Consider the following 19,747-nt stretch of genomic DNA (forward strand, 5'->3'; position numbering starts at 1 on the left):
ACAAACTGACTTTTAATGAATGTAGTATTTACTTACATTAATAAAGAGTAGCGTAACGTATTTTGGCAATACATTAACATAACCACTATTGATTTCGTTACACTTATAAAAGAACTTAATAGTTTATAATTAAGTTTGATAAATGGAAGAATATATGGTGTAACTCTAAAAGGATGAATGGTAGGTAAAAGAAGATAAACGGTAACTTCTTTAGGAAAATCCAATAAACATTATATTTAACCTTTAGGAATGAAGGATAGTTGATAAATTATTCTTAACCTAACATTTACAAACTGGCAATGTTTTGCATAAAAGTTATGGCCTTACATGAAAAAAGCACGCCACACTGAGTGTAGAATGCTTTTTGGTCATAGATTGACTACGTATTACGCAGGATGGTCGGCACGGTGTTTTTCACGCAGCTTTTGGCGCAGTACTTTTCCTACGTTACTCTTGGGTAATTCACTGACGAATTCTATGTGGCGTGGGCACTTATAACCCGTCAAGTTATCTAGAGCAAAGTCTTTAATGACTTCTTCAGTCACGTTATTATCAGCGGGGACGATATAGATTTTGACCGCTTCACCTTGACGCTCGTCAGGAATACCAATCACCGCACAGTCAATAATTCCATCACAGTCTAGCATGACGGATTCAATCTCATTAGGGAAGACGTTAAAGCCTGAGACCAGAATCATATCTTTTTTGCGGTCAAGCAAGGTAAAGTATCCTTTATCATCCATGCTGGCAATATCGCCAGTACGGAAGTAGCCATCGCTGGTAAAGTCATCACTACTGTCTCTGTTCAGATAACCTGAGGTCACGTTTGGCCCTTTGATACACATCTCACCCGCTTGGTTTACGCCAACTCGCTCACCATTTTCATCAATAAGAATGATGTCGACGCTAGGAACAGGGATGCCAATAGTCCCGTTGAATTTACGGTCAGTAATGACGTTCGCCGTACCGCCAGCGACACCTTCAGTCATTCCCCAACCTTCCACCATCGGGCAGCCAGTGATTTCTAACCAGCGTGTAGCTGTTTGCTCAGTTGCAGCCATACCACCAGCTTGGGTGATGCGTAGTGAGCTAAAATCTAAGTTCTTAAAGTTTGGCTGATCAAGCAAGCCTTTAAACAGCGTATTGACCGCTGGGAAAATGTGGAATGGCTGTTTGGAGAGGGTTTTGATAAAGCCTGGCATGTCGCGTGGGTTTGGCACCAAGATAAAGGTGTAGCCAGAGCGCATACCCAATAAGCTAAGTGAAAAAGCGAAGATATGATAGAGCGGTAATGCCATGACCATATTGATATATACCTCATTGATCTCTGAGGTCACAGGACGGTACCAAGCTTCTGCCATCAATGCAGCAGATACTATATTGCGCTGTGTCAGTATAGTGCCTTTAGACAGACCTGTCGTGCCACCCGTATACTGTAGGATGGCCAATTGGTCTAAGCTCATTTTTGGCGCATGGAACGGTAAGTTTTTCCCTTTTTTTAGCACATCAGGGAACTTGGTAACTTCATGCTTGGGGTCGTCGAGCTTATACTTAGGGATGAGACGCTTGACTTGACGGACAATGGTGTTGACCAACATTCCCTTTAGTCCCATCATATCACCCAGTTTAGATAAGATAATACGTTTGATTGCAGTCTCATCGACTACCTGCTCGAGCGCTTGCGCGAAGTTATCGACCACAAAGATAACCTGAGCCCCAGAATCATTTAACTGATGGCGTAGCTCACGGCCTGTGTATAGAGGGTTAACAGGCGTGCAAACGTACCCTGCTCGTAAAATACCAATCATCGTTGGTAAGTACTGAGGCACGTTTGGCATCATGAGAGCAACGACACTGCCTTTAGGGATTCCCTGAGCTTGCAACCATGCTGCCACAGCAAGTGACGCCTTATCAACGTCGCCATAAGTGTGGGTGACGCCCATACAGATAGTCATTGGATGCATACGAAAGCGGTCAAAGCACTCTTCATACAGCTCCATTATACTGCTATATTTATCTGGATTGATCGTCTTAGGTACACCATTAGGATAATGGGCTAGCCAAGGTTTATTCGGCGTCATAGTCAGCGTCCTTGAAGTCTAAAATAGGTTGAGATTGTGTAGTAAAGCAGTCTTATCCGTGTCAATAAAACCCATCAGCGCTGACATAAAACGTGTATCGCTGAGAGTAATCCTATCCTTATCTATTGACTGGCTGCTAGGTTTTAATTGCTGTTGTACGACTTTACTTAACGATTCTTCAGGAACCGAGCTAAGTAAAACAAACAACTCAATAATACACTGTGGCTTTTGTAAAAGCGCTATCTGTTATTTATCATCAAAATAATAAATAAATGATACATTTAAGAAATACATTAGCATGAATACACGCTAATACCACACTAATATGCAAGACTGTGCAGTACAAAAATAAAGATGAAAAGTTCAAATTATGTCTAATATAAGACTAGCAGGTCTCTCGCCAGCTCTCAGCTTGAGATAAAGTGACAAGTATTGCGATTATATGTGTAAAAGACATCAGCTCTTACCGACCTATTAAACGAATATTTGCCAAAATTTAGCATAAGTTAGCAGAGTGAGAGTACGCTCAGCCCAATACCGTTCATTTCTTGATAGGGATTAAGGCAGAATAAGTTGTTTGTTTTTATTAAAAAACCGCCGATAAATGAGTAAAGTGCTGATCGTACAGCCAAGCGTGCTACTTACACATATCAGGAACATGGTGACTATCTGATAACGAACGGCTTGAGTGGGATCAGCCCCAGCCAGTATTTGACCCGTCATCATACCGGGCAAGCTGACAATGCCGACAACCAACATAGAGTTAAGCGTGGGCGTCATACCATTAATAATTGCGGCCCGTATTGGTTCGTGTACCGCTTCAAATGGACGAGCTGCTAGGCTTAACATCATCTCAATTCGGCCTTGCTGCTCGTGAAAGCTTTCAATCAGCTGATTGCTGGTCAATGAAATAGCGGTCAAAGAGTTGCCTAATATCAAACCTAAGATAGGGATAATAAACTGCGGTGTATACCAAGGCTGGACGTTTAAAATAACAGTGATGGCTATGGCAGTGACCAATACAGCCGAAGCACTGACTGCGAGAAGGGTATCGACCAACAGGCCTTTATAGTGGCGTTTGACACGATTTTTGGCCGCGCTCCCTGCAATGAGGGTCATAATGGTTAAAATCAGTAGTACTTCATACCACTGTTCACGGGCAAAAATCCACGCCAATATCAGACCAATAAAACTCAGCTGAACAACAGTACGAATAGCAGCGGTTAAGAGGGTTTTAGTGAGCTGCAAGCGTAGTTGCCAAGAGATGATAAGGACGATGATAATAAGGCTGCTGGTAAGAGCAATATCACCATAAGTTAAAAATATTTGCGTGTCGTCCATACCGATCATAGTGACTCATTATCAAGGAGATGAAAGCAGGGTGAGGTCCAACGAGACTGTGTGCAAAATTTTTGTGTGTTGATCTTAGGGTTAGGGCGTGTCCTCAATTCAATTTATCTCATTTTGATGAGCATTTTTAAAATAAAGACGGGCCTAGAACACTTTACTTAATACGCCTGCTTGCATAGACCAATGCTGATCAGCGAATGGCATGACATCTTGTGTGTCATGAGTCACCCATAACAACGTACGCTGCGTCTCGGCCCGAGCCCAGTTAACGAGTAAATGTACCAATTGGGTTGAAACTTCGCTGTCTAAAGCAGCGGTAGGCTCATCCAATAATAGTACTTGCGGGCTCAGTTGTAAAAGACGTAAAGTATTGACCAGCTGTCGCTCACCGCCGGATAAGTAATTGGCTTCTTGCTGCAAAAAATCAGCGCTACGCCCGAGGGAGGAAAGCTGCGTGATGTGCCAATCCATATCAAAATTTCGATGCTGATGGGCTTGTAAATTATAAGGCATTTGTAGGTTATCTAACACACTACCTTCTAATAGCTGGGGGCGCTGAGCGAGTAAGGAGACTTGTGTGCGCCACTGCGTCGGCACAGTATCATGGATACTGTGATAACTTGGGTTATGTAGTGGGTCTACGCTTTGCAAGCAGACCTCACCGCTATCCATGGGTAATAATCCTGCAAGCACGCGTAATAATACTGACTTGCCGCTACCAGAAGCACCAGTCAAAACCGTCACCTGTCCTGCTAACAGTTTGCCACTAGCATCGCTTATTAATGGATGCTGATGAGGGGCTGAGACGGCCTCTTTATTGGCATTGTTCTTTATTTTGGCGAGCCACTTGTAGTATGTGCCGGATAGGGTGGATGCGGTAGTAGAACGGTTTTGTTGACTTGGCTCCACGCTCATAGAGCGCTTATTATGTATGCAGATACTTTTAAATTCTAGCATAAGGCGCTTCTTATGAGTGTGTTAATAAAATAAGTCATTACTCATCAGCATTTTGTGTGATCGCTTGTTGAATGGCGTCCCGTAAGCTTTGAGGCACACGAATAGGCCGCATAGGCGCAGTACGAGTAGCTTGAGTCTCATCGTTAGACATCGACTCTGGTGTTACTTGGTTTTGTACGCAAGCAATCACAATTTTAGCGCTACTTAATAAATGGTTACTGTTTTTGGTGTGGTCGGTCGAGTTACCTTTTGGTGTATGCCGGTGAATGCTTTGATAAAATACCATGCTGGCAGGTTTTAGTTCGACTTTATCGATACGCACGTTGATGATTTCATCTAAAAGGATGGCTCTTTTATATTGCAAATCTGCTTGGCTCACAACAAAATGCTGTATGTCGCCGCTATCAGACTGTAGAAAGTAACCGTTTAAACCAAGCTTAGTAAACCAGTCACGTCGGCAGTTTTCAAAAAAGACCAGATGGTTGGCATGATAGACTATGCCACCGGCATCAGTATGGTTGATGTAAACGTTATAGTCAGTCGCAAACAGCGGTGTGGTTGTCTGGTCAGATTGTGCCTTGTTAGCAATTGATATGGTGTTTGTAGGGTTGCTTTTAGGGGTTGTCATAGTAATACTCAATCAAGTGTTGATAGCGGTCATTTAATAAAGGTGATTTAATAAAAATCGATGTGTGTGATAATAATAGCTACTCTAGCTTAAGATATAAAGGCACGCAACAGAAAGGCTGGCCTACGACTGTTATCATGGTTGTTTTAGCGCCACATTTTAATCAATTAGTATAGGATGGTTTATGCCCCGTTTTGTCAGTTTTAACATCAATGGTATTCGCGCCCGTCAACATCAGCTTGAGGCGGTACGCGAGGTAATCGATCCTGATGTGATAGGTCTACAAGAAACCAAAGTTCACGATGAGCAGTTTCCACTCGATAACATAGAAAGTCTTGGCTATCACGTAGAATACTTTGGACAAAAAGCCCACTATGGCGTGGCTTTACTGTCCAAGGTGGCCCCTATATTTGTCCAAAAAGGCTTTCCTGACGAAGATGGTGAGGCACAAAAGCGTTTTATCCACGCTCGCTATGAGTTTGAGGGACGCGAAATTGATGTGCTTAATGGTTATTTTCCGCAAGGAGAGAGTCAAGACCATCCCACTAAATTCCCAATGAAGCGGGCTTATTATGCTGATTTAATGGCTTACATTGATACGTTAAAAGCGGAAGGACGTTCGCTTGTCATCATGGGTGACATGAATATTGCTCCAGAAGATATCGATATCGGTATTGGTGAGGTCAATGCAAAGCGCTGGCTTAAAAACAGAAAAACCTCTTTTTTACCAGAAGAACGCGCGTGGTATAGCGCATTGATGTCGCGAGAGCTGACCGATACTTACCGTTTGCACTATCCAGAGAGCACAGAGTTATATAGCTGGTTTGATTACCGCAGTCGTGGTTTCAATGACGATCCTAAGCGTGGCTTACGTATCGACCATATCTTATGCACCGCTGATCTCGTTGATACTTGTGTCGATGCAGGTATCAGTTATGAACTACGAGCCATGGAAAAACCCTCTGACCATGCGCCAATTTGGTCGGCATTTGATCTGAGTAAATCGTAGTAATGATAGGGTGTTTGCCAAAAAACACTTTACTATATAAACAATACTGAAAGTTAAAAATAAGGATGTAACGATGGCCGTCGGAAATGTTGCAGTACCCAATACTATTTATCCTATCGAAGGTATCAAGCTCAGTGCCACTGCGGCAGGGGTACGCTATAAAGATCGTGACGATTTGGTCGTGATGGAAATAATCGATACCGCCACCACTGCAGTTGTCACGACAAAAAATACCTTTTGTGCCGCCCCTGTACGCGTACTGCGTGAGCATTTTTCTAAGACCAGTCCACGCTATTTAGTGACCAATACTGGCAATGCCAATGCGGGTACTGGCGCTGATGGTAAGCGTCGAGCCATCGATATCTGTGCGGCATTGGCGAGCAAAGCAGGTGTGGATGTGAGCGCCGTATTGCCATTCTCTACAGGTGTGATTGGTGAGCCGTTAAATAGCGATGCTGTTATTGCGGGCTTAGATGAGGCCATTGCTAATTTGGCTCCTAACAATTGGCTAGCTGCGGCTAATGGTATTCGTACCACTGATACTATTCCCAAGCTTGCCAGCCAAAAAGTTGATGTGGGTAATCTCAGTTATCACATTACCGGTATGTCAAAAGGGTCAGGGATGATACGCCCAAATATGGCGACCATGCTAGGCTACGTGGCAACCGATGCCAATATCACGGCTGACTTATTACAAGAGATGCTAAGCGCAATCAATGAACAGTCTTTTAATCGCATCACAGTCGATGGCGATACCTCAACCAATGACTGCTGTGTCCTAGTAGCGACAGGCACGGCCAGCTCAGAGATCATTGACAGCCCAGAGCATCCGCACTATCAGCCAGTGTTTGCGGCTTTAACTGAGGTTTTTGTACGCCTAGCGCAGTTAATTGTACGAGATGGTGAAGGTGCGACCAAGTTTATGACAGTAAAAGTCACTGGTGGGCAGACGACACAAGAGTGCTGCGATGTGGCCTATGCGGTTGCGCATTCACCTCTAGTGAAAACAGCATTCTTTGCTAGTGATGCCAACTGGGGTCGTATCTTGGCGGCAGTGGGTTATGCTGGAATCGAAGATCTCGACACAGAGCAAGTCGATGTGTATTTAGATGAAGTGATGATTTGCCAAAATGGTGGCGTTGCCCCTCATTATACAGAAGAGGCGGGCAAGACGGTCATGAGCCGCCCTGAGATTACCATTCATATCGATCTTGCTCGTGGCGAAGCCAGTGATACGGTTTATACTTGCGATTTATCCTACGATTACGTCAAGATTAATGCCGATTATCGTAGCTAAAGGTTTTTATACCTAGTAATTTTTCGCTGTTCTTATCGTTAAGCCAGGGTGCGCATCACTCTGGCTTTTTATTTTTTATTGTTTACTTCTCATTTTGCCTGATTAGCAATTCACTCTATTATTGCATACGTTTTCTTAACATCAGTTGCAAAAGCTGACGTTACTTTACAAAGCAGTCATAGAGGGCAAGCGGATTGGCGACCTATACTAGTTTTAGTAAAGGAAAGGCAGTATTATTGATTCTGTCAGACTCTCGTTAAATATTTTTATTTAGCGACGTTTTATCTAGCATCGACAGTAGCATGATAACAATGACCCAATTGCCTGATATGTTTTGAGTATGTATTAATCACAACAAGACGTTCACAACAATAAATTCAAACAGGTAATAGAGACTTAACCCAATTAACTGAGGATTAAATAATGAAAAAATTAGCACTTGCAGCATTGATGACGACTTTTGCCCTTTCAGGTTGTTCTACCATGGGTATGGACAATGAGCGTACGATGGTTGTGGAAGGACAGCCCATGAGCGTTAAAGTGGTTAACATTCCAAGCTTTGAAGTAGAAATAGCGCCACGTAAAGCAGTCTGTGACCTTACTGCTACTGATGGCAGTAAAGTTGAAGCACAGTGCTTGCAGTATCGTCAGACGTATCACAAGAACTATACGACACTAAATGGTAATATCCAAGGCTTTACTTATGAGCCAAATTACCGCTACGTGCTTGATGTACGTCAAGAAGCTGTAACTGCTGAAGGCTCTAACGTGGTACAGCCAGTTTGGATTCTAAATGAAGTAGTGTCAAAAACTGCTGAATAATCACATGGGTACTCGCTTGTATTTATAAGCGGCTACTCTCATATGATAAAGGCCTCTAATTCGTTAGAGGCCTTTTTTGTCGCTATTTTAACTGATTTAGCAATTTAGCAGTTCACATGATAACTGTACAAATGACAATGGCGTTTTAAATTAACATTGGCTGTAGTTTACACTGACGCCACGGGTGGCCGTTGGTATGCGATTATCCGCATAGACGGCAAGTCCCCCGCGAGCGGTCTCTTTATATTTATCTGACATATCAGCTCCCGTCTGTTTCATGGTTTCAATGGCTTTGTCCAAAGAGACAAAATGTTGCCCATTGCCTCGGCAGGCGAGACGTGCCGCATTAATTGCCTTCACGGCGCCCATGGCATTACGTTCGATACAGGGCACTTGCACCAAGCCGCCAATAGGATCACAAGTAAGTCCTAAGTTGTGCTCAATGCCAATTTCTGCTGCATTTAAGCACTTGGCTGGTGTGCCGCCCATAATTTCTGCTAGGGCAGAGCCTGCCATAGCACAGGCGGAACCGACTTCCCCTTGACAGCCTACTTCAGCGCCAGAGATTGAGGCATTCTGTTTAATCAAGCTACCGATAGCGGTGGCGTTCAATAAAAACTTGCGCACGCCCTCTTGGCTGTAGTTGGATAAGAAGTCACGATAATAGTGTAATACTGCTGGAATGATACCGGCAGCACCATTGGTAGGGGCGGTGACGACTTTACCGCCATTGGCATTTTCTTCGTTGACAGCCAGTGCGTATAAATCAACCCAGTCCATCGCTGCCAATTTATCATTTTTTGATATGGGCTGGTCTTTTTCAGCACTCAGCTGCAAATGCAAATCCTGTGCACGGCGTTTGACATCGAGACCACCAGGTAAAATGCCAGCATTTTCACACCCTTGTTTGACACAATCTTGCATCACCTCCCAGATACTATCTAAGTAGGCATAGATTTCTTCTTTATCATGGAAGTGGCACTCGTTTGCCAGCACTAAGTCACTGATACTTAGCCCATGTTGATCACACTGATCTAGCAGCTCTGCGGCGCTATTAAAAGGGTAGGGCACACGATCGATAGTTGGGCTGGCATGGTCTTCGTCTGGGTTGTTGGCATCTTCTTCATTGATCACAAAGCCACCGCCGACGGAGTAGTAAGTTTGCTGATAACGTGTGCCGTCTGCCAGTATTGCTCGAAGTGACAACGCATTGGGATGATAAGGAAGCACGGTATCGTCGTACCAATAAATATCCTGCTCCGTATCAAATGCCACTGTATGGGCACCTGAGAGATTCAATTTTTTCTCAGAAAAAATAGGAGACAGATAATTGCTAGTCATGCGTGTATCAATGGTGCTGGGTGTATGTCCAAGCAAGCCGAGTAGGATGGCGGTATCGGTTGCATGTCCTTTTCCTGTCGCGGCTAAAGAGCCATAAAGCTCAATTTCAATCTTTTGAATGGCAGTCAGCTCTATCTGCTTTGTCAATGAGGCTAAAAAAAGATTTGCGGCTACCATTGGTCCTACCGTATGAGAGCTTGATGGACCAACGCCGATTTTGAATAAGTCAAAAACACTAATCATAGAAAATTACCGAAAGTTTTAAGGGCTTTAGCACGCTGTGTAGATGCTTTAGGCGCTTTTATTGAGAATAAGATAGGCCGCCATCACTCTTAGGCACCGATAAGAGGTGTGTATGAGGCATTGCCTGTGAAAGATCAAAGTAAAGGAGTACAAATGGTGACTGAATAATAACTTTTATTTGTTTTGAAACTCCGCTATCATGCACGGAGTCAACGGCTATGTAACATCCTGTAAGTGGGGGAGCTGTTATAAAGTACGTTGAGCCATAACGGTTTAAAACCATTTTTAGTAGAACATATCCGGCCCCAGACATCTAGCAAAACATAGTCATCATACCAAATATTACTTTTGGTTTGCCATATTACAATATAAATGAATAGATTAGGGCGGCATATTATAAATGTAAGAGGGTCAGAGTTACAGTAACTTCTAACCACGTATCTTATCTATTAATCTCTCAATGTCATTTTTTCATTAATTGTCGCCTATTATTTTAGCTCAGCTCACATAGGACAAGCGCGCATGCCATCTCAAAAAGACCACTCATCACCTTCAGAAAACAGCGCTCACAGTCAGTCAGCTCAAAACGCGTTAGAAGCTGCAGGTGTCGAGTCAGCAGCCCTCCATTATTCACCCAATCCAGACTTTGAAAATGGGCGTTGGTTTCCGACATGGCGTCCGTATAAGGGCGATTTAGATCGTGATCCAGTCGGTATCAACGACTATTTGCCACCGTCAAAAAGTATATTATTGGGTGTCCAGCATACTTTTGCGATGTTTGGGGCGACTGTATTAGCACCTTTATTGATGGGCTTTGATCCTAATTTAGCCATTTTGATGTCGGGTATTTGTACCGTGATGTTCTTTATGATCACAGGCGGGCGCATGCCAAGTTACTTGGGCTCAAGCTTTGCGTTTATTGGTCCTGTCATTGCAGTTACCGCTTACGCAGGTGCAGGGTTTAACGATAACTTGAATGTCGCGTTAGGTGGCATCATGGCTTGCGGTATCATTTATGCGTTAATTGGTCTGCTGGTGATGAAAACTGGCACAGGCTGGATTGAGCGCTTGATGCCGCCAGTCGTGACGGGTGCCATCGTCATGATTATTGGTCTCAACTTAGCCCCAGTGACTATCCAAGGGGTGTCTGCGAATCAGTTCGATGCTTGGATGGCCACATTGACTGTGTTGCTTATTAGTGGGGTGGCCGTGTTTACACGCGGTATGCTACGTCGTCTACTATTATTGGTGGGCTTGGTATTGTCTTACATTGCTTATTTTGTGATGACTAACATCATGGGCTTTGGGACGGCTATTGACTTTAGTAGTGTGGCAGCTGCTTCGTGGTTTGGCCTGCCGAGCATTCATACCCCGCGCTTTGAGATGAGTGCCATTGTTTTAATTGCGCCTGTGGCCTTTATTTTGGTTGCTGAAAACTTGGGGCATTTTAAGGCTGTCGAAGGTATGACCAAGGCGCGTGTAACGCCTTACATGGGGCGAGCTTTTTTTGCTGATGGCCTAGCGACCACTTTTTCAGCAGGATTTGGTGGGACAGGCGTCACCACTTACGCGGAAAACATCGGGGTGATGGCCGTGACCAAAGTCTATAGCACCACGATATTCGTTGTGGCAGGGTTAGTGGCAATCTTGCTAGGTCTATCGCCAAAGTTTGGTGCCATCATTCAAACGATACCAGCGGCATTATTGGGCGGGGCTTCTATTGTGGTGTTTGGCTTGATCGCTGTTGCAGGCGTAAAAATTTGGATAGACAATCACATCGACTTTAGCAAAAACAGCAATCTGATTATCGCTGCTGTTACTGTCATCATGGGGACCGGTAATTTTAGCTTGCACTTAGGCGGCTTCGATTTGGGCGGTATTGGCACGGCTACTTTGGCTGCTATCCTTTTGAATGCTTTGTTTAATCAAGGATCTGAGGCGAAGGCTGCCCGTCAGTCCTTGGCCAAGTAACCAATGGGCTTTTATATATAACCTTCTTAAGACGTTATATGTAACTGAGCAAAACTAAAAAAGCGCCCAGCCTACACGTAGGTTGGGCGCTTTTGCTTGGAAAACAGTATTCAGGTTACTTGTATTTACGTTTATAAAATCGAGCAAAAAACCGATAACGGCGTAGCGCGCGTGGTTTAGGTTTTAATGAGCCTAAATAAATGGCAAACATAGTCAGTAGGGCGCCGCTCCATTGTAAAGTGTTAATCGGTTTGCCCAGCCAGCTATAATCAATAACCAGTGCTGCGATGGGTTCCGTTAACAGTAACAACCCCGTCAATGCCAGAGATAACTTAGGTATAGAGTAGGCAATCAGGCCCCATGCCAAGCACTGCATGACGGTGCCATATACCAGAACCCAGCCGAACTCAGACCACGTATTGGGTAGGATACTACCCGTATCAAATATCACCATCGGCACGATCATTGCTAGTACGCCGCCGATACTAATCAGCTGCATCAGCATAAATATCGGTGTCGGCTCAGTGTCATGTGTTTTACGGATAAAGGTCATCGAGGCTGCTAGCATCGCCCCTGAGATGATGCCGGTGACAAACCCCCAAGTAGCGGCAGTGTTGCGTGCAAACTCAGGACTGCCTATCATTGCCACGCCGAGCATCGCTAAAAACAAACTGATAAGCTGAACAATAGATTGGCGTTCATTAAAATACAAAAAGCCGATCGCCGCCAAGAAAAAGATTTGTAAGCTATTGAGTAGAGTTGAAATACCAGGACCAACGGCATAAATACTCTCGTGCCATAGGGCCAAATCCAACCCTAAAAACACGCCTGACAATAGACTGTAAAAGATAGCACGTCTTGAGCGCGGTAGGCGTTGCCCCGTAATTTTGGCTAAGACAGAGAATACGATACCTGAAATAGCTAGGCGCCAAAACGACATCGCCCACCCACCGATGTCAACGTGAGCGACGATCAAACTACCCAGACCAAATATGATACAGCCAATGACTAAGCCAATAGGGGCAGACCGTGTAGAAGCGATAGCCATAGGTTGTCCTTATATCCGTACTATTGTTATTTATTTCAGACTATTAACATGGGCGTTAACCCAAGCCATATTGTCGAGGTTTTGAACCTAAAATGAAATGGTTAAACCATAATTTATTCTGATTATTAAATTGGTTGCCACGATATTGACTGCTACTTAGTATGGCGTGTTTGTATAGTCGAGTAACATCCTTACAGGAATGACATTGGCACAGATCACAGCGTTTGCTAATCTTGTGATTTATAATGGGAATATGTTATAAAATTTTACCAAAAACCCCAGTACTATCCACTTAGGTTTGCTTATGTTTCGACGATTACGATCAAAACGACCACGATCTTTTGTCTGTAGTTCACCGCCCTCAATGTTACAATATGGTTTTGCTATTAGCATCTCATCTATCGTGCTATTGGCAATGCCGACTGCACAAGCAGCCAGTTGTAACATTCCCAAAAGCTACTATAAAAATGTCTCTTGCACAGCGAGCAGTCGCTATTTTTTAGCAACGAAAGATTTCGGTGCGCCAGTTGCTTTGATTGACCGTAACGGCAAAAGGGTGGTCGACTTGACACGCTATCAAAAAGTCGATGTCAATAAGCTATCGGGTGGTCTATTGCCTGTACTGCGCAACAGTCATGTCGGCTATCTGAATATGCAGGGTCGTGAAGTCGTACCGGCGATGTATGATATGCTGTCAGAAAGCCAAGGGTGGGCGCGCCCCGTCTCTGATGGCCGCATCGTGGTGAAAAGAAATGGCAACTATGGCGTCATTAACACCGCCAATCAAACCATCGTTCCGTTTTCGGCCGCCATTAGCGAAATTGATAATTATCAAAACGGTGTCGCACGAGTAAGCAAAAACAGTACGACCAGCTGGTTGGATAAAAACGGTAACGTGAAGAGTGATCCAAATAGTAAGAATAATGAGCAGGCCACAGCAAAACAAACAGAGTCTAATCGTTTTACGACGCTACAACCGCGTCAGCAAGATGGTAAATGGGGGTTTGTGGACGACAATAACGTGACCATGATTACCTATTCTTTTGATGAAGTACAGCCATTCTCTGAAGGATTGGCTGGCGTACGTATTGGCAGGGAGTGGGGTTTTGTTAATCTTGGCGGTGAGCTGGTGATTCCTTTTCGCTTTGCGAATGCGGGCGTGTCGGCTGCGGGTCACTACAAAGGTAAGCCGGCGTTTGTATTTACAGCGGGCAAGGCTTGGATTGGTAACTTAAAAAATGGCGATAAGATGTGCATCGATAAAGAAGGGGCTGGTGTCAGTTGTGACTAGATTTACTGCTTAAAACCCAAGTCCAACACATAGTTAACACACTTTAAAATAGGTACAGTGCTACTGGTATTAATTTTCCTTGCGTGCTGTGCCTACGCCGACAGAGGCTGCGCGAAATCAATACCAGTAGCACGTGGCACAGCGTGCCAATTTTATTTTGGATTGACTATACTAGATCTAACATAAAAAAGAGGGTAAAACCTACGTGTCAACGACAGGTTTTACCTTCTTTTTATATTAAGTTCACTCAAAACCAAATTAGCAAAAGCTATTTAGCCAATAAATGATTACTAATCAAATCGACCATATAAGGCTGATAGTACTCGGGAATGTCGTGCGCCATTCCTTCGATTAAATGAAACTTGGCATTAGGAATGGTCTTGGCAACCACGCGTCCTTGGGAAGCTGGCAGCAACCCATCTGCGCTACCGTGTAGTACGATCGTTGGTGCTTTGACTTGTTTACTGAATCGGCTGATAGAGCCTGAAGCCAAAATCGCATTGAGCTGTTGTACCGTACCGAGCGGATGAAAGTTACGTTGATACCGTATTTTGGCAATTTCACGGACCATACGCACATTCACGTGTCCAGGCGTACCAACCGTCTTCATAAACCAGACGCTGTGACGCACGATATCACGCTCAGAATGGCTCTCAGGACGATTAATCAGGGTATATAACTGCTTGGGTTTTGGGGGTCTTAAAAATGCGCGGTTGGTTGTGGTAAACATCAGTGCCATCCGCTGTACCAAGCTTGGATAACGGGCTGCCACAATCTGTGCGATCATACCGCCCATAGAAGCCCCTAGCAGATGGGTGGTACCAAGGTTAAGCGCTTTAATTAAACGCGCTGTATCCTCTGCCATGTCGGTTAGGTTATAAGCAACTGGCGCGCCTTTATTAGACAAGCCAGTTTGCAAACGCATCATCATTTTGAGTTGACTGATACGGGGTAGACCCTCAATTTGGACTTTAGACGACAAACCAATATCGCGATTGTCAAAACGAATCACAAAAAAACCGGCATCAATAAGACGTTTGATGAAATTATTTGGCCAAAATACCATTTGTGAGCCAAGACCCATCACCATCAATAAGGGCGGGTTGTCGGGATTACCACCTGCCTCAACACAAAGCTCAATACCATCACCGATATCGATCATTGCTTGGTGAAGATGTTCGCTAAGATCAGAGTCACGCCACTGATGCGCCCCGAATTTCTGCCACTCAGAAGTTGGATAGTGACTAGAGTTTTCAGCTACGGTTTCAGACAGCTCTGTGCCATTGATATCATTTGATTGGGTCATGAAGCATCCTAATTAGAGTGTCGTCTACTAAACTTCTAGCATCTCAAAATCAAGCTTGCCGACACCGCACTCTGGGCATGTCCAGTCATCAGGAATGTCTTCCCATTTGGTACCAGGCGCAATGCCTTCTTCAGGGCAGCCAAGCTCTTCATCATATATCCAGCCGCAGACGATACATTCATAACGTTTCATAAATAGTCCTATCGATCATTACCAGTATTACAGTCAGTTGTTAACGCTCATTTAGAGTAACAGTCATTATATTAGACTGCAAAAGCGCACGTAGTTTAGCATATAACCGTGATTTTCGTCGTTAAGTTTACACTTGTATATTGAGATTATTTGGCTTTTATCAAGCCCATTATTTGCTCTGTTTTGAGATGAGTGATACCACTTGTATGCCGTAAGCCGAAAAATTTATCCCACCTGTGCTATAATACTCGCCGCAAAATTCATAGTGATGTTCACGCGTCACTACTGTGATCTATATTGTAGTGTTATTTAAATACTGTTATCTAAGCCATATGAACTAAGGGTTATTATGAGCAGCAATGCCGCCATGTCCGTTAACAACGTAGCCGATCCGTCTAACATGCTCAATACTGACCATCGATTTTGGCAAATTATTCGTACAGTACCAAACTTCCCAAAAGTTGGCATTGATTTTTATGATATTACGCCGTTACTGCGCAGTCATATTAATGATGTCATCGATGCGCTGCTTGCAGCATTGCCAGACGGGTTGATGGATGAGGTAGACTGCCTAGGGGCGGTAGAAGCGCGTGGGTTTGTCTTTGCAAGTCTGCTGGCAGGCCGCTTGGGTAAAGGCATGATTTTGCTGCGTAAACCAGGTAAACTGCCACCGCCCGTTGCCAATAAAGCCTATGCGTTGGAGTATGGTAAAGACACACTTGAGATGCAAAACAACCTACCACCTGAACGTGTACTGTTGGTCGATGATATTTTAGCCACTGGTGGCACGTTGACGACGGCTTATGAGCTTTGCCAATCAGCCAACCATACCGTGGTAGGCGCATTGGTCTTGCTAGATTTGGTTGATTTGCATGGCGAGTTTCCAGTGCCAGTTTATACGGTGTTAAAGGCTTAATTCTAGGTTTTTGAGTTATTATTATCAAATACAAAAGCGCGCTGAATGATGTCAGCGCGCTTTTGTATTTTGGCCACTCTTAAACTTTTTAAGTCATCTGCTCATAGCGTTTACACGCCTCATCAACTAGGGTGCGACCAATCGTTTTTGGATTCGTGAGTGTAAAGTCCTTTGTCGTCAGTATGGGCTTTTCTGAATGCCAAGACTTTGTGACTTTATCATCAGCGTTGTAGTTAACGTAAGCTCTTTTATAATAACTGGCATCTTTGCAAGAGATCAACAGTTGCTGATCACTATGATGAATGCTGTTTTCTTTGGCTTCTTTTAGGTCGTTTTTTGGCGTAGGGTACGTTTTACGAATAGACACTGTGATATTTTTGACATTTTTATCATCTATGATATTGATATCTGAGCTTTCGATAGAGTCCAAATCTAAGCTAAAAATTGAACCGGTAGGACTTTCTGACACTTTTGACCAGTTCACTGCATGTGCGCTGATGGCTAGAGCACCCCCTGCTAATAACACTGATAACCGTTTCATAATCAAGCCTTGCTGCTTATTGTTTAAAAGTAGGTCATAGTAGCCAACTTATTATGAGTAGGCAATTCTCTTTTGTGGCCTACCATTCACGCTCGTAAAATAACGTCGATATCAAGGACTGCCCATATGGATTAGTTACGCATCGCCGTCAACGTTTGCGCAAGCTCATCACGAGCGCCAATAAAGCCATCAATTCCCTTTGGTAGTAAGTCTTGTGTGATCGTGTCTTGTTGATAGGCTGCACTAAATTCTTCACGCGTTAAGCTCACTCGAGTCATATCAGCCATATCCATTGACATGCTTGGCGATAGCTGACGAGTAACCTTAGTGTCCATTGCTGCTAGCTCATCGATAAGGTTAGGGGCTATCGTCAATAGGTCACACCCTGCTAGTGCCAATATCTGCTCAGTCGAGCGAAAACTTGCGCCCATCACTTGAGTATGATAGCCATGTTGTTTGTAGTATTGGTAAATGCGCTTCACCGATTGTACGCCCATATCATCAGAAGCAGGTACATTTTGACGGTTTTGTTGACGTTTTTGCCAATCTAAAATACGACCAACGAAAGGCGAGATCAGGGTCACGCCAGCATCCGCACAAGCAATCGCTTGGTGCTGCCCGAATAGTAAGGTCAGGTTACAGTGGATATCTTGGGTTTCAAGATAGCGTGCTGCCTCAATACCCTGCCAAGTAGCAGCCATTTTAATCAATACACGCTCTGAGTTGATACCTGCTTTTTGGTAAGCCTCCATAAACTCTAAGGCTTTATCGATGGTCGCTTGAGTGTCATAAGACAAACGGGCGTCAACTTCGGTAGAAACCCGACCGTCGATGAGCGCTAAAATATCACAGCCAATCTGTACGGTAAGCTCATCAATAACAGCATCTACATTGCCGTTATGACGGCTCATGGTTTCTGAAAGCATGCCTTGGTTGTCAGGATGGACAAGCGCTTTGGTAATGAGGCTCGGGTTGGTAGTCGCATCGATAGGTTTTAGGCGCGCAATGGCGGTTAGATCACCAGTATCAGCAACAATAGTAGTCATGGTGCGAAGCTGTTGTAATGCGCTCATCATTTATCCTTTTTTAACAATTACGAGAGTGTTTTCTTATCTATGGGGTAGGGTCTTATTTATATACTACTATTTGGTAGTCGCTTTAAACTGTAACACAGTTTTTAACCAGTGTTCTTTGATAGTTTGCTCTTGCACCGCTGTCACCTGCTGTCACTTTGCCCATATTAGCTGGTTTCCGCGCATTTACATCTGTTTGCACCCATTTACACGTGGGCACTGACGATAGTTTTTGTTATAGTAGAACAGGTCAGCTGTCAGGCGGCGGTATTTGCCGTTTGATGTATTGTCAGTATGTAGTAATCGTATAAGATAGGACAAGCAAGGTACAATATTTTTGCTAGACTTGTCTGTTGAGTACTAAAATAAACAGCGTAATACCTAACAGTGATAAAAATCAGTAATAACATTAGAAAAAGGATGGGCGGTAATGAGTGAGCAGTCATCAGAGCAAAATGTGGATAATCTAAATCAAAGTATCAGCGATACCACAAATGAAAAAGAGTTTTTGGACAGTATTCGTCAAAACATTGATGCAGTAGACTGCGAGATTCAGACGTTAATAAATAACCGCGCTAAGCTGGCTCAGCAAGTGGCAACCGTCAAAAAAAATCACATTGCCAATAACGTGGCAACTGACAGCAGCAATCCTATATTTTATCGTCCTGAGCGCGAAGCACAAGTGCTAAAAGCGGTGATGGAGCGCAATACTGGCCCGATCGCTGATGAAAAAATGGCGCGTTTGTTCCGTGAGATCATGTCGGTCTGTTTGGATCTAGAAGCCCCGCAACGCATTGCTTTTTTGGGTCCAGTCGGCACCTTTACTCATGCTGCAGCCCTTAAGCATTTTGGTAAAGCGGCCGATACGGTGCCAATGACGACCATCACTGATGTGTTCCGTGAAGTAGAAGCAGGCACGGCCATGTATGGTGTGGTACCCGTAGAAAACTCATCAGAAGGCGTGGTCAATCACACGCTAGACGGCTTTTTATCTTCTAGTCTTAAAATCATCGGTGAAGTTGAGTTACCGATTCATCAAAATTTCTTAGTCGCTGAACACACCAAAATTGATGGTTTAAGCCGTATTTATTCGCATCAGCAATCATTGGCTCAGTGCCGTCATTGGCTCGATGTGAACTTTCCAAATGTTGAGCGCGTGGCAGTCTCGAGCAATGGTGAAGCGGCCCGTCGTTTAAAAAACGAATGGCATTCAGCAGCGATTGCAGGCGATGTGGCTGCGGCGGAATATGACTTACATAAGCTTTATACGAATATTGAAGACAATCCAAGTAACACCACGCGCTTTCTCATCATCGGTCACGAAGCGATTGCACCGTCAGGTCAAGACAAAACCTCTATCGTGGTCTCCGCCCATGATAAAGCGGGTGCGCTGATCGAAATCTTAAAACCTCTGTCGTATCATGGCGTCTCTATGACCAGTATTGAGACACGCCCTGAACGTCCTAATAAGTGGGCCTATGTCTTCTTTATTGACATGAACGGCCATATCGATGAGGCAAATGTGAGTGCTGCTATTAATGATATCCGTCCGTTGGTCAAAGATGTGCGTATACTAGGCTCCTACCCAAAAGCGGTATTATAAATAGGATAGAGGCCACGCCCTTATCATCAATAGCGGTCATAGCCCACTAAAACCAACAAGCTTCATCAATGATAGATG

Annotated in this window: 17 protein-coding genes; 7 read left to right on the forward strand and 10 right to left on the reverse strand. The window is 44.1% G+C overall.

Annotated features, from left to right (window positions below; genetic code table 11):
• Nucleotides 1-386: 386 nt before the first annotated feature.
• The 4 genes from DVY93_RS04495 to DVY93_RS04510 all read right to left on the reverse strand — a co-directional run bounded on the left by DVY93_RS04495 (nucleotide 387) and on the right by DVY93_RS04510 (nucleotide 5,016).
• Nucleotides 387-2,081: an AMP-binding protein gene (locus tag DVY93_RS04495; protein WP_230709341.1), complete on the reverse strand. Its 1,695-nt coding sequence runs from the start codon at nucleotides 2,079-2,081 to the stop codon at nucleotides 387-389.
• A gap of 558 nt (nucleotides 2,082-2,639) precedes the next feature.
• Nucleotides 2,640-3,431 carry an ABC transporter permease gene (locus tag DVY93_RS04500; protein ID WP_193006354.1) on the reverse strand — a complete coding sequence of 264 codons (792 nt, stop codon included), beginning with the start codon at nucleotides 3,429-3,431 and terminating at the stop codon, nucleotides 2,640-2,642.
• 144 nt (nucleotides 3,432-3,575) lie between these two features.
• Nucleotides 3,576-4,388, reverse strand: a complete 813-nt coding sequence (locus DVY93_RS04505; RefSeq protein WP_230709347.1) for an ABC transporter ATP-binding protein — start codon at nucleotides 4,386-4,388, stop codon at nucleotides 3,576-3,578.
• A 37-nt stretch (nucleotides 4,389-4,425) separates the two neighbouring features.
• Complete coding sequence (locus DVY93_RS04510; RefSeq protein WP_442966499.1) at nucleotides 4,426-5,016, reverse strand: thioesterase family protein; 591 nt, start codon at nucleotides 5,014-5,016, stop codon at nucleotides 4,426-4,428.
• A gap of 184 nt (nucleotides 5,017-5,200) precedes the next feature.
• On the opposite strand from DVY93_RS04510, the gene xthA reads away from it, so the two are divergent.
• From xthA to DVY93_RS04525, 3 genes are all read left to right on the forward strand, one after another.
• The gene (xthA, locus tag DVY93_RS04515) at nucleotides 5,201-6,025 is read left to right on the forward strand and encodes an exodeoxyribonuclease III (protein WP_230709349.1); all 825 of its coding nucleotides are present in this window, start codon (nucleotides 5,201-5,203) and stop codon (nucleotides 6,023-6,025) included.
• A gap of 73 nt (nucleotides 6,026-6,098) precedes the next feature.
• A complete protein-coding gene (argJ, locus tag DVY93_RS04520; protein WP_230709351.1) occupies nucleotides 6,099-7,322 on the forward strand; it encodes a bifunctional glutamate N-acetyltransferase/amino-acid acetyltransferase ArgJ in 1,224 nt (407 codons plus the stop codon).
• A gap of 423 nt (nucleotides 7,323-7,745) precedes the next feature.
• The gene (locus DVY93_RS04525) at nucleotides 7,746-8,144 is read left to right on the forward strand and encodes a DUF4377 domain-containing protein (RefSeq protein WP_193006359.1); all 399 of its coding nucleotides are present in this window, start codon (nucleotides 7,746-7,748) and stop codon (nucleotides 8,142-8,144) included.
• Between the two features lie 150 nt (nucleotides 8,145-8,294).
• Here the strand turns inward: DVY93_RS04525 and DVY93_RS04530 are convergent, their stop codons facing one another.
• Nucleotides 8,295-9,728: an L-serine ammonia-lyase gene (locus tag DVY93_RS04530; RefSeq protein WP_230709353.1), complete on the reverse strand. Its 1,434-nt coding sequence runs from the start codon at nucleotides 9,726-9,728 to the stop codon at nucleotides 8,295-8,297.
• Nucleotides 9,729-10,250: 522 nt separating this feature from the next.
• On the opposite strand from DVY93_RS04530, the gene DVY93_RS04535 reads away from it, so the two are divergent.
• The gene (locus tag DVY93_RS04535; protein WP_193006361.1) at nucleotides 10,251-11,699 is read left to right on the forward strand and encodes a solute carrier family 23 protein; all 1,449 of its coding nucleotides are present in this window, start codon (nucleotides 10,251-10,253) and stop codon (nucleotides 11,697-11,699) included.
• Nucleotides 11,700-11,814: 115 nt separating this feature from the next.
• Here the strand turns inward: DVY93_RS04535 and DVY93_RS04540 are convergent, their stop codons facing one another.
• Complete coding sequence (locus DVY93_RS04540) at nucleotides 11,815-12,747, reverse strand: DMT family transporter (RefSeq protein ID WP_230709355.1); 933 nt, start codon at nucleotides 12,745-12,747, stop codon at nucleotides 11,815-11,817.
• Between the two features lie 364 nt (nucleotides 12,748-13,111).
• Between DVY93_RS04540 and DVY93_RS04545 the strand changes: the two genes are divergently transcribed.
• Complete coding sequence (locus tag DVY93_RS04545; RefSeq protein ID WP_227670177.1) at nucleotides 13,112-14,038, forward strand: WG repeat-containing protein; 927 nt, start codon at nucleotides 13,112-13,114, stop codon at nucleotides 14,036-14,038.
• Between the two features lie 268 nt (nucleotides 14,039-14,306).
• Here DVY93_RS04545 and DVY93_RS04550 read toward each other — a convergent pair whose 3' ends face one another.
• Complete coding sequence (locus DVY93_RS04550; protein WP_230709357.1) at nucleotides 14,307-15,344, reverse strand: alpha/beta fold hydrolase; 1,038 nt, start codon at nucleotides 15,342-15,344, stop codon at nucleotides 14,307-14,309.
• A 27-nt stretch (nucleotides 15,345-15,371) separates the two neighbouring features.
• Nucleotides 15,372-15,536 (reverse strand): rubredoxin, encoded by a 165-nt coding sequence (locus tag DVY93_RS04555; RefSeq protein WP_131668884.1) that lies wholly within the window; start codon nucleotides 15,534-15,536, stop codon nucleotides 15,372-15,374.
• A gap of 400 nt (nucleotides 15,537-15,936) precedes the next feature.
• On the opposite strand from DVY93_RS04555, the gene DVY93_RS04560 reads away from it, so the two are divergent.
• Nucleotides 15,937-16,452 carry an adenine phosphoribosyltransferase gene (locus tag DVY93_RS04560; RefSeq protein ID WP_230709448.1) on the forward strand — a complete coding sequence of 172 codons (516 nt, stop codon included), beginning with the start codon at nucleotides 15,937-15,939 and terminating at the stop codon, nucleotides 16,450-16,452.
• Between the two features lie 88 nt (nucleotides 16,453-16,540).
• Here the strand turns inward: DVY93_RS04560 and DVY93_RS04565 are convergent, their stop codons facing one another.
• On the reverse strand, nucleotides 16,541-16,993 hold the full coding sequence (locus tag DVY93_RS04565; RefSeq protein WP_230709359.1) for a hypothetical protein: 453 nt from the start codon (nucleotides 16,991-16,993) through the stop codon (nucleotides 16,541-16,543).
• Nucleotides 16,994-17,124: 131 nt separating this feature from the next.
• The gene (locus DVY93_RS04570; RefSeq protein WP_230709361.1) at nucleotides 17,125-18,066 is read right to left on the reverse strand and encodes a transaldolase; all 942 of its coding nucleotides are present in this window, start codon (nucleotides 18,064-18,066) and stop codon (nucleotides 17,125-17,127) included.
• Between the two features lie 430 nt (nucleotides 18,067-18,496).
• Between DVY93_RS04570 and pheA the strand changes: the two genes are divergently transcribed.
• Nucleotides 18,497-19,669: a prephenate dehydratase gene (gene pheA / locus DVY93_RS04575; protein WP_193006367.1), complete on the forward strand. Its 1,173-nt coding sequence runs from the start codon at nucleotides 18,497-18,499 to the stop codon at nucleotides 19,667-19,669.
• The last annotated feature ends 78 nt before the right edge of the window (nucleotides 19,670-19,747 follow it).

It is taken from the genome of Psychrobacter sp. CCUG 69069 (assembly GCF_021023115.1).
GTDB classification, from domain to species: Bacteria; Pseudomonadota; Gammaproteobacteria; order Pseudomonadales; family Moraxellaceae; genus Psychrobacter; species Psychrobacter namhaensis.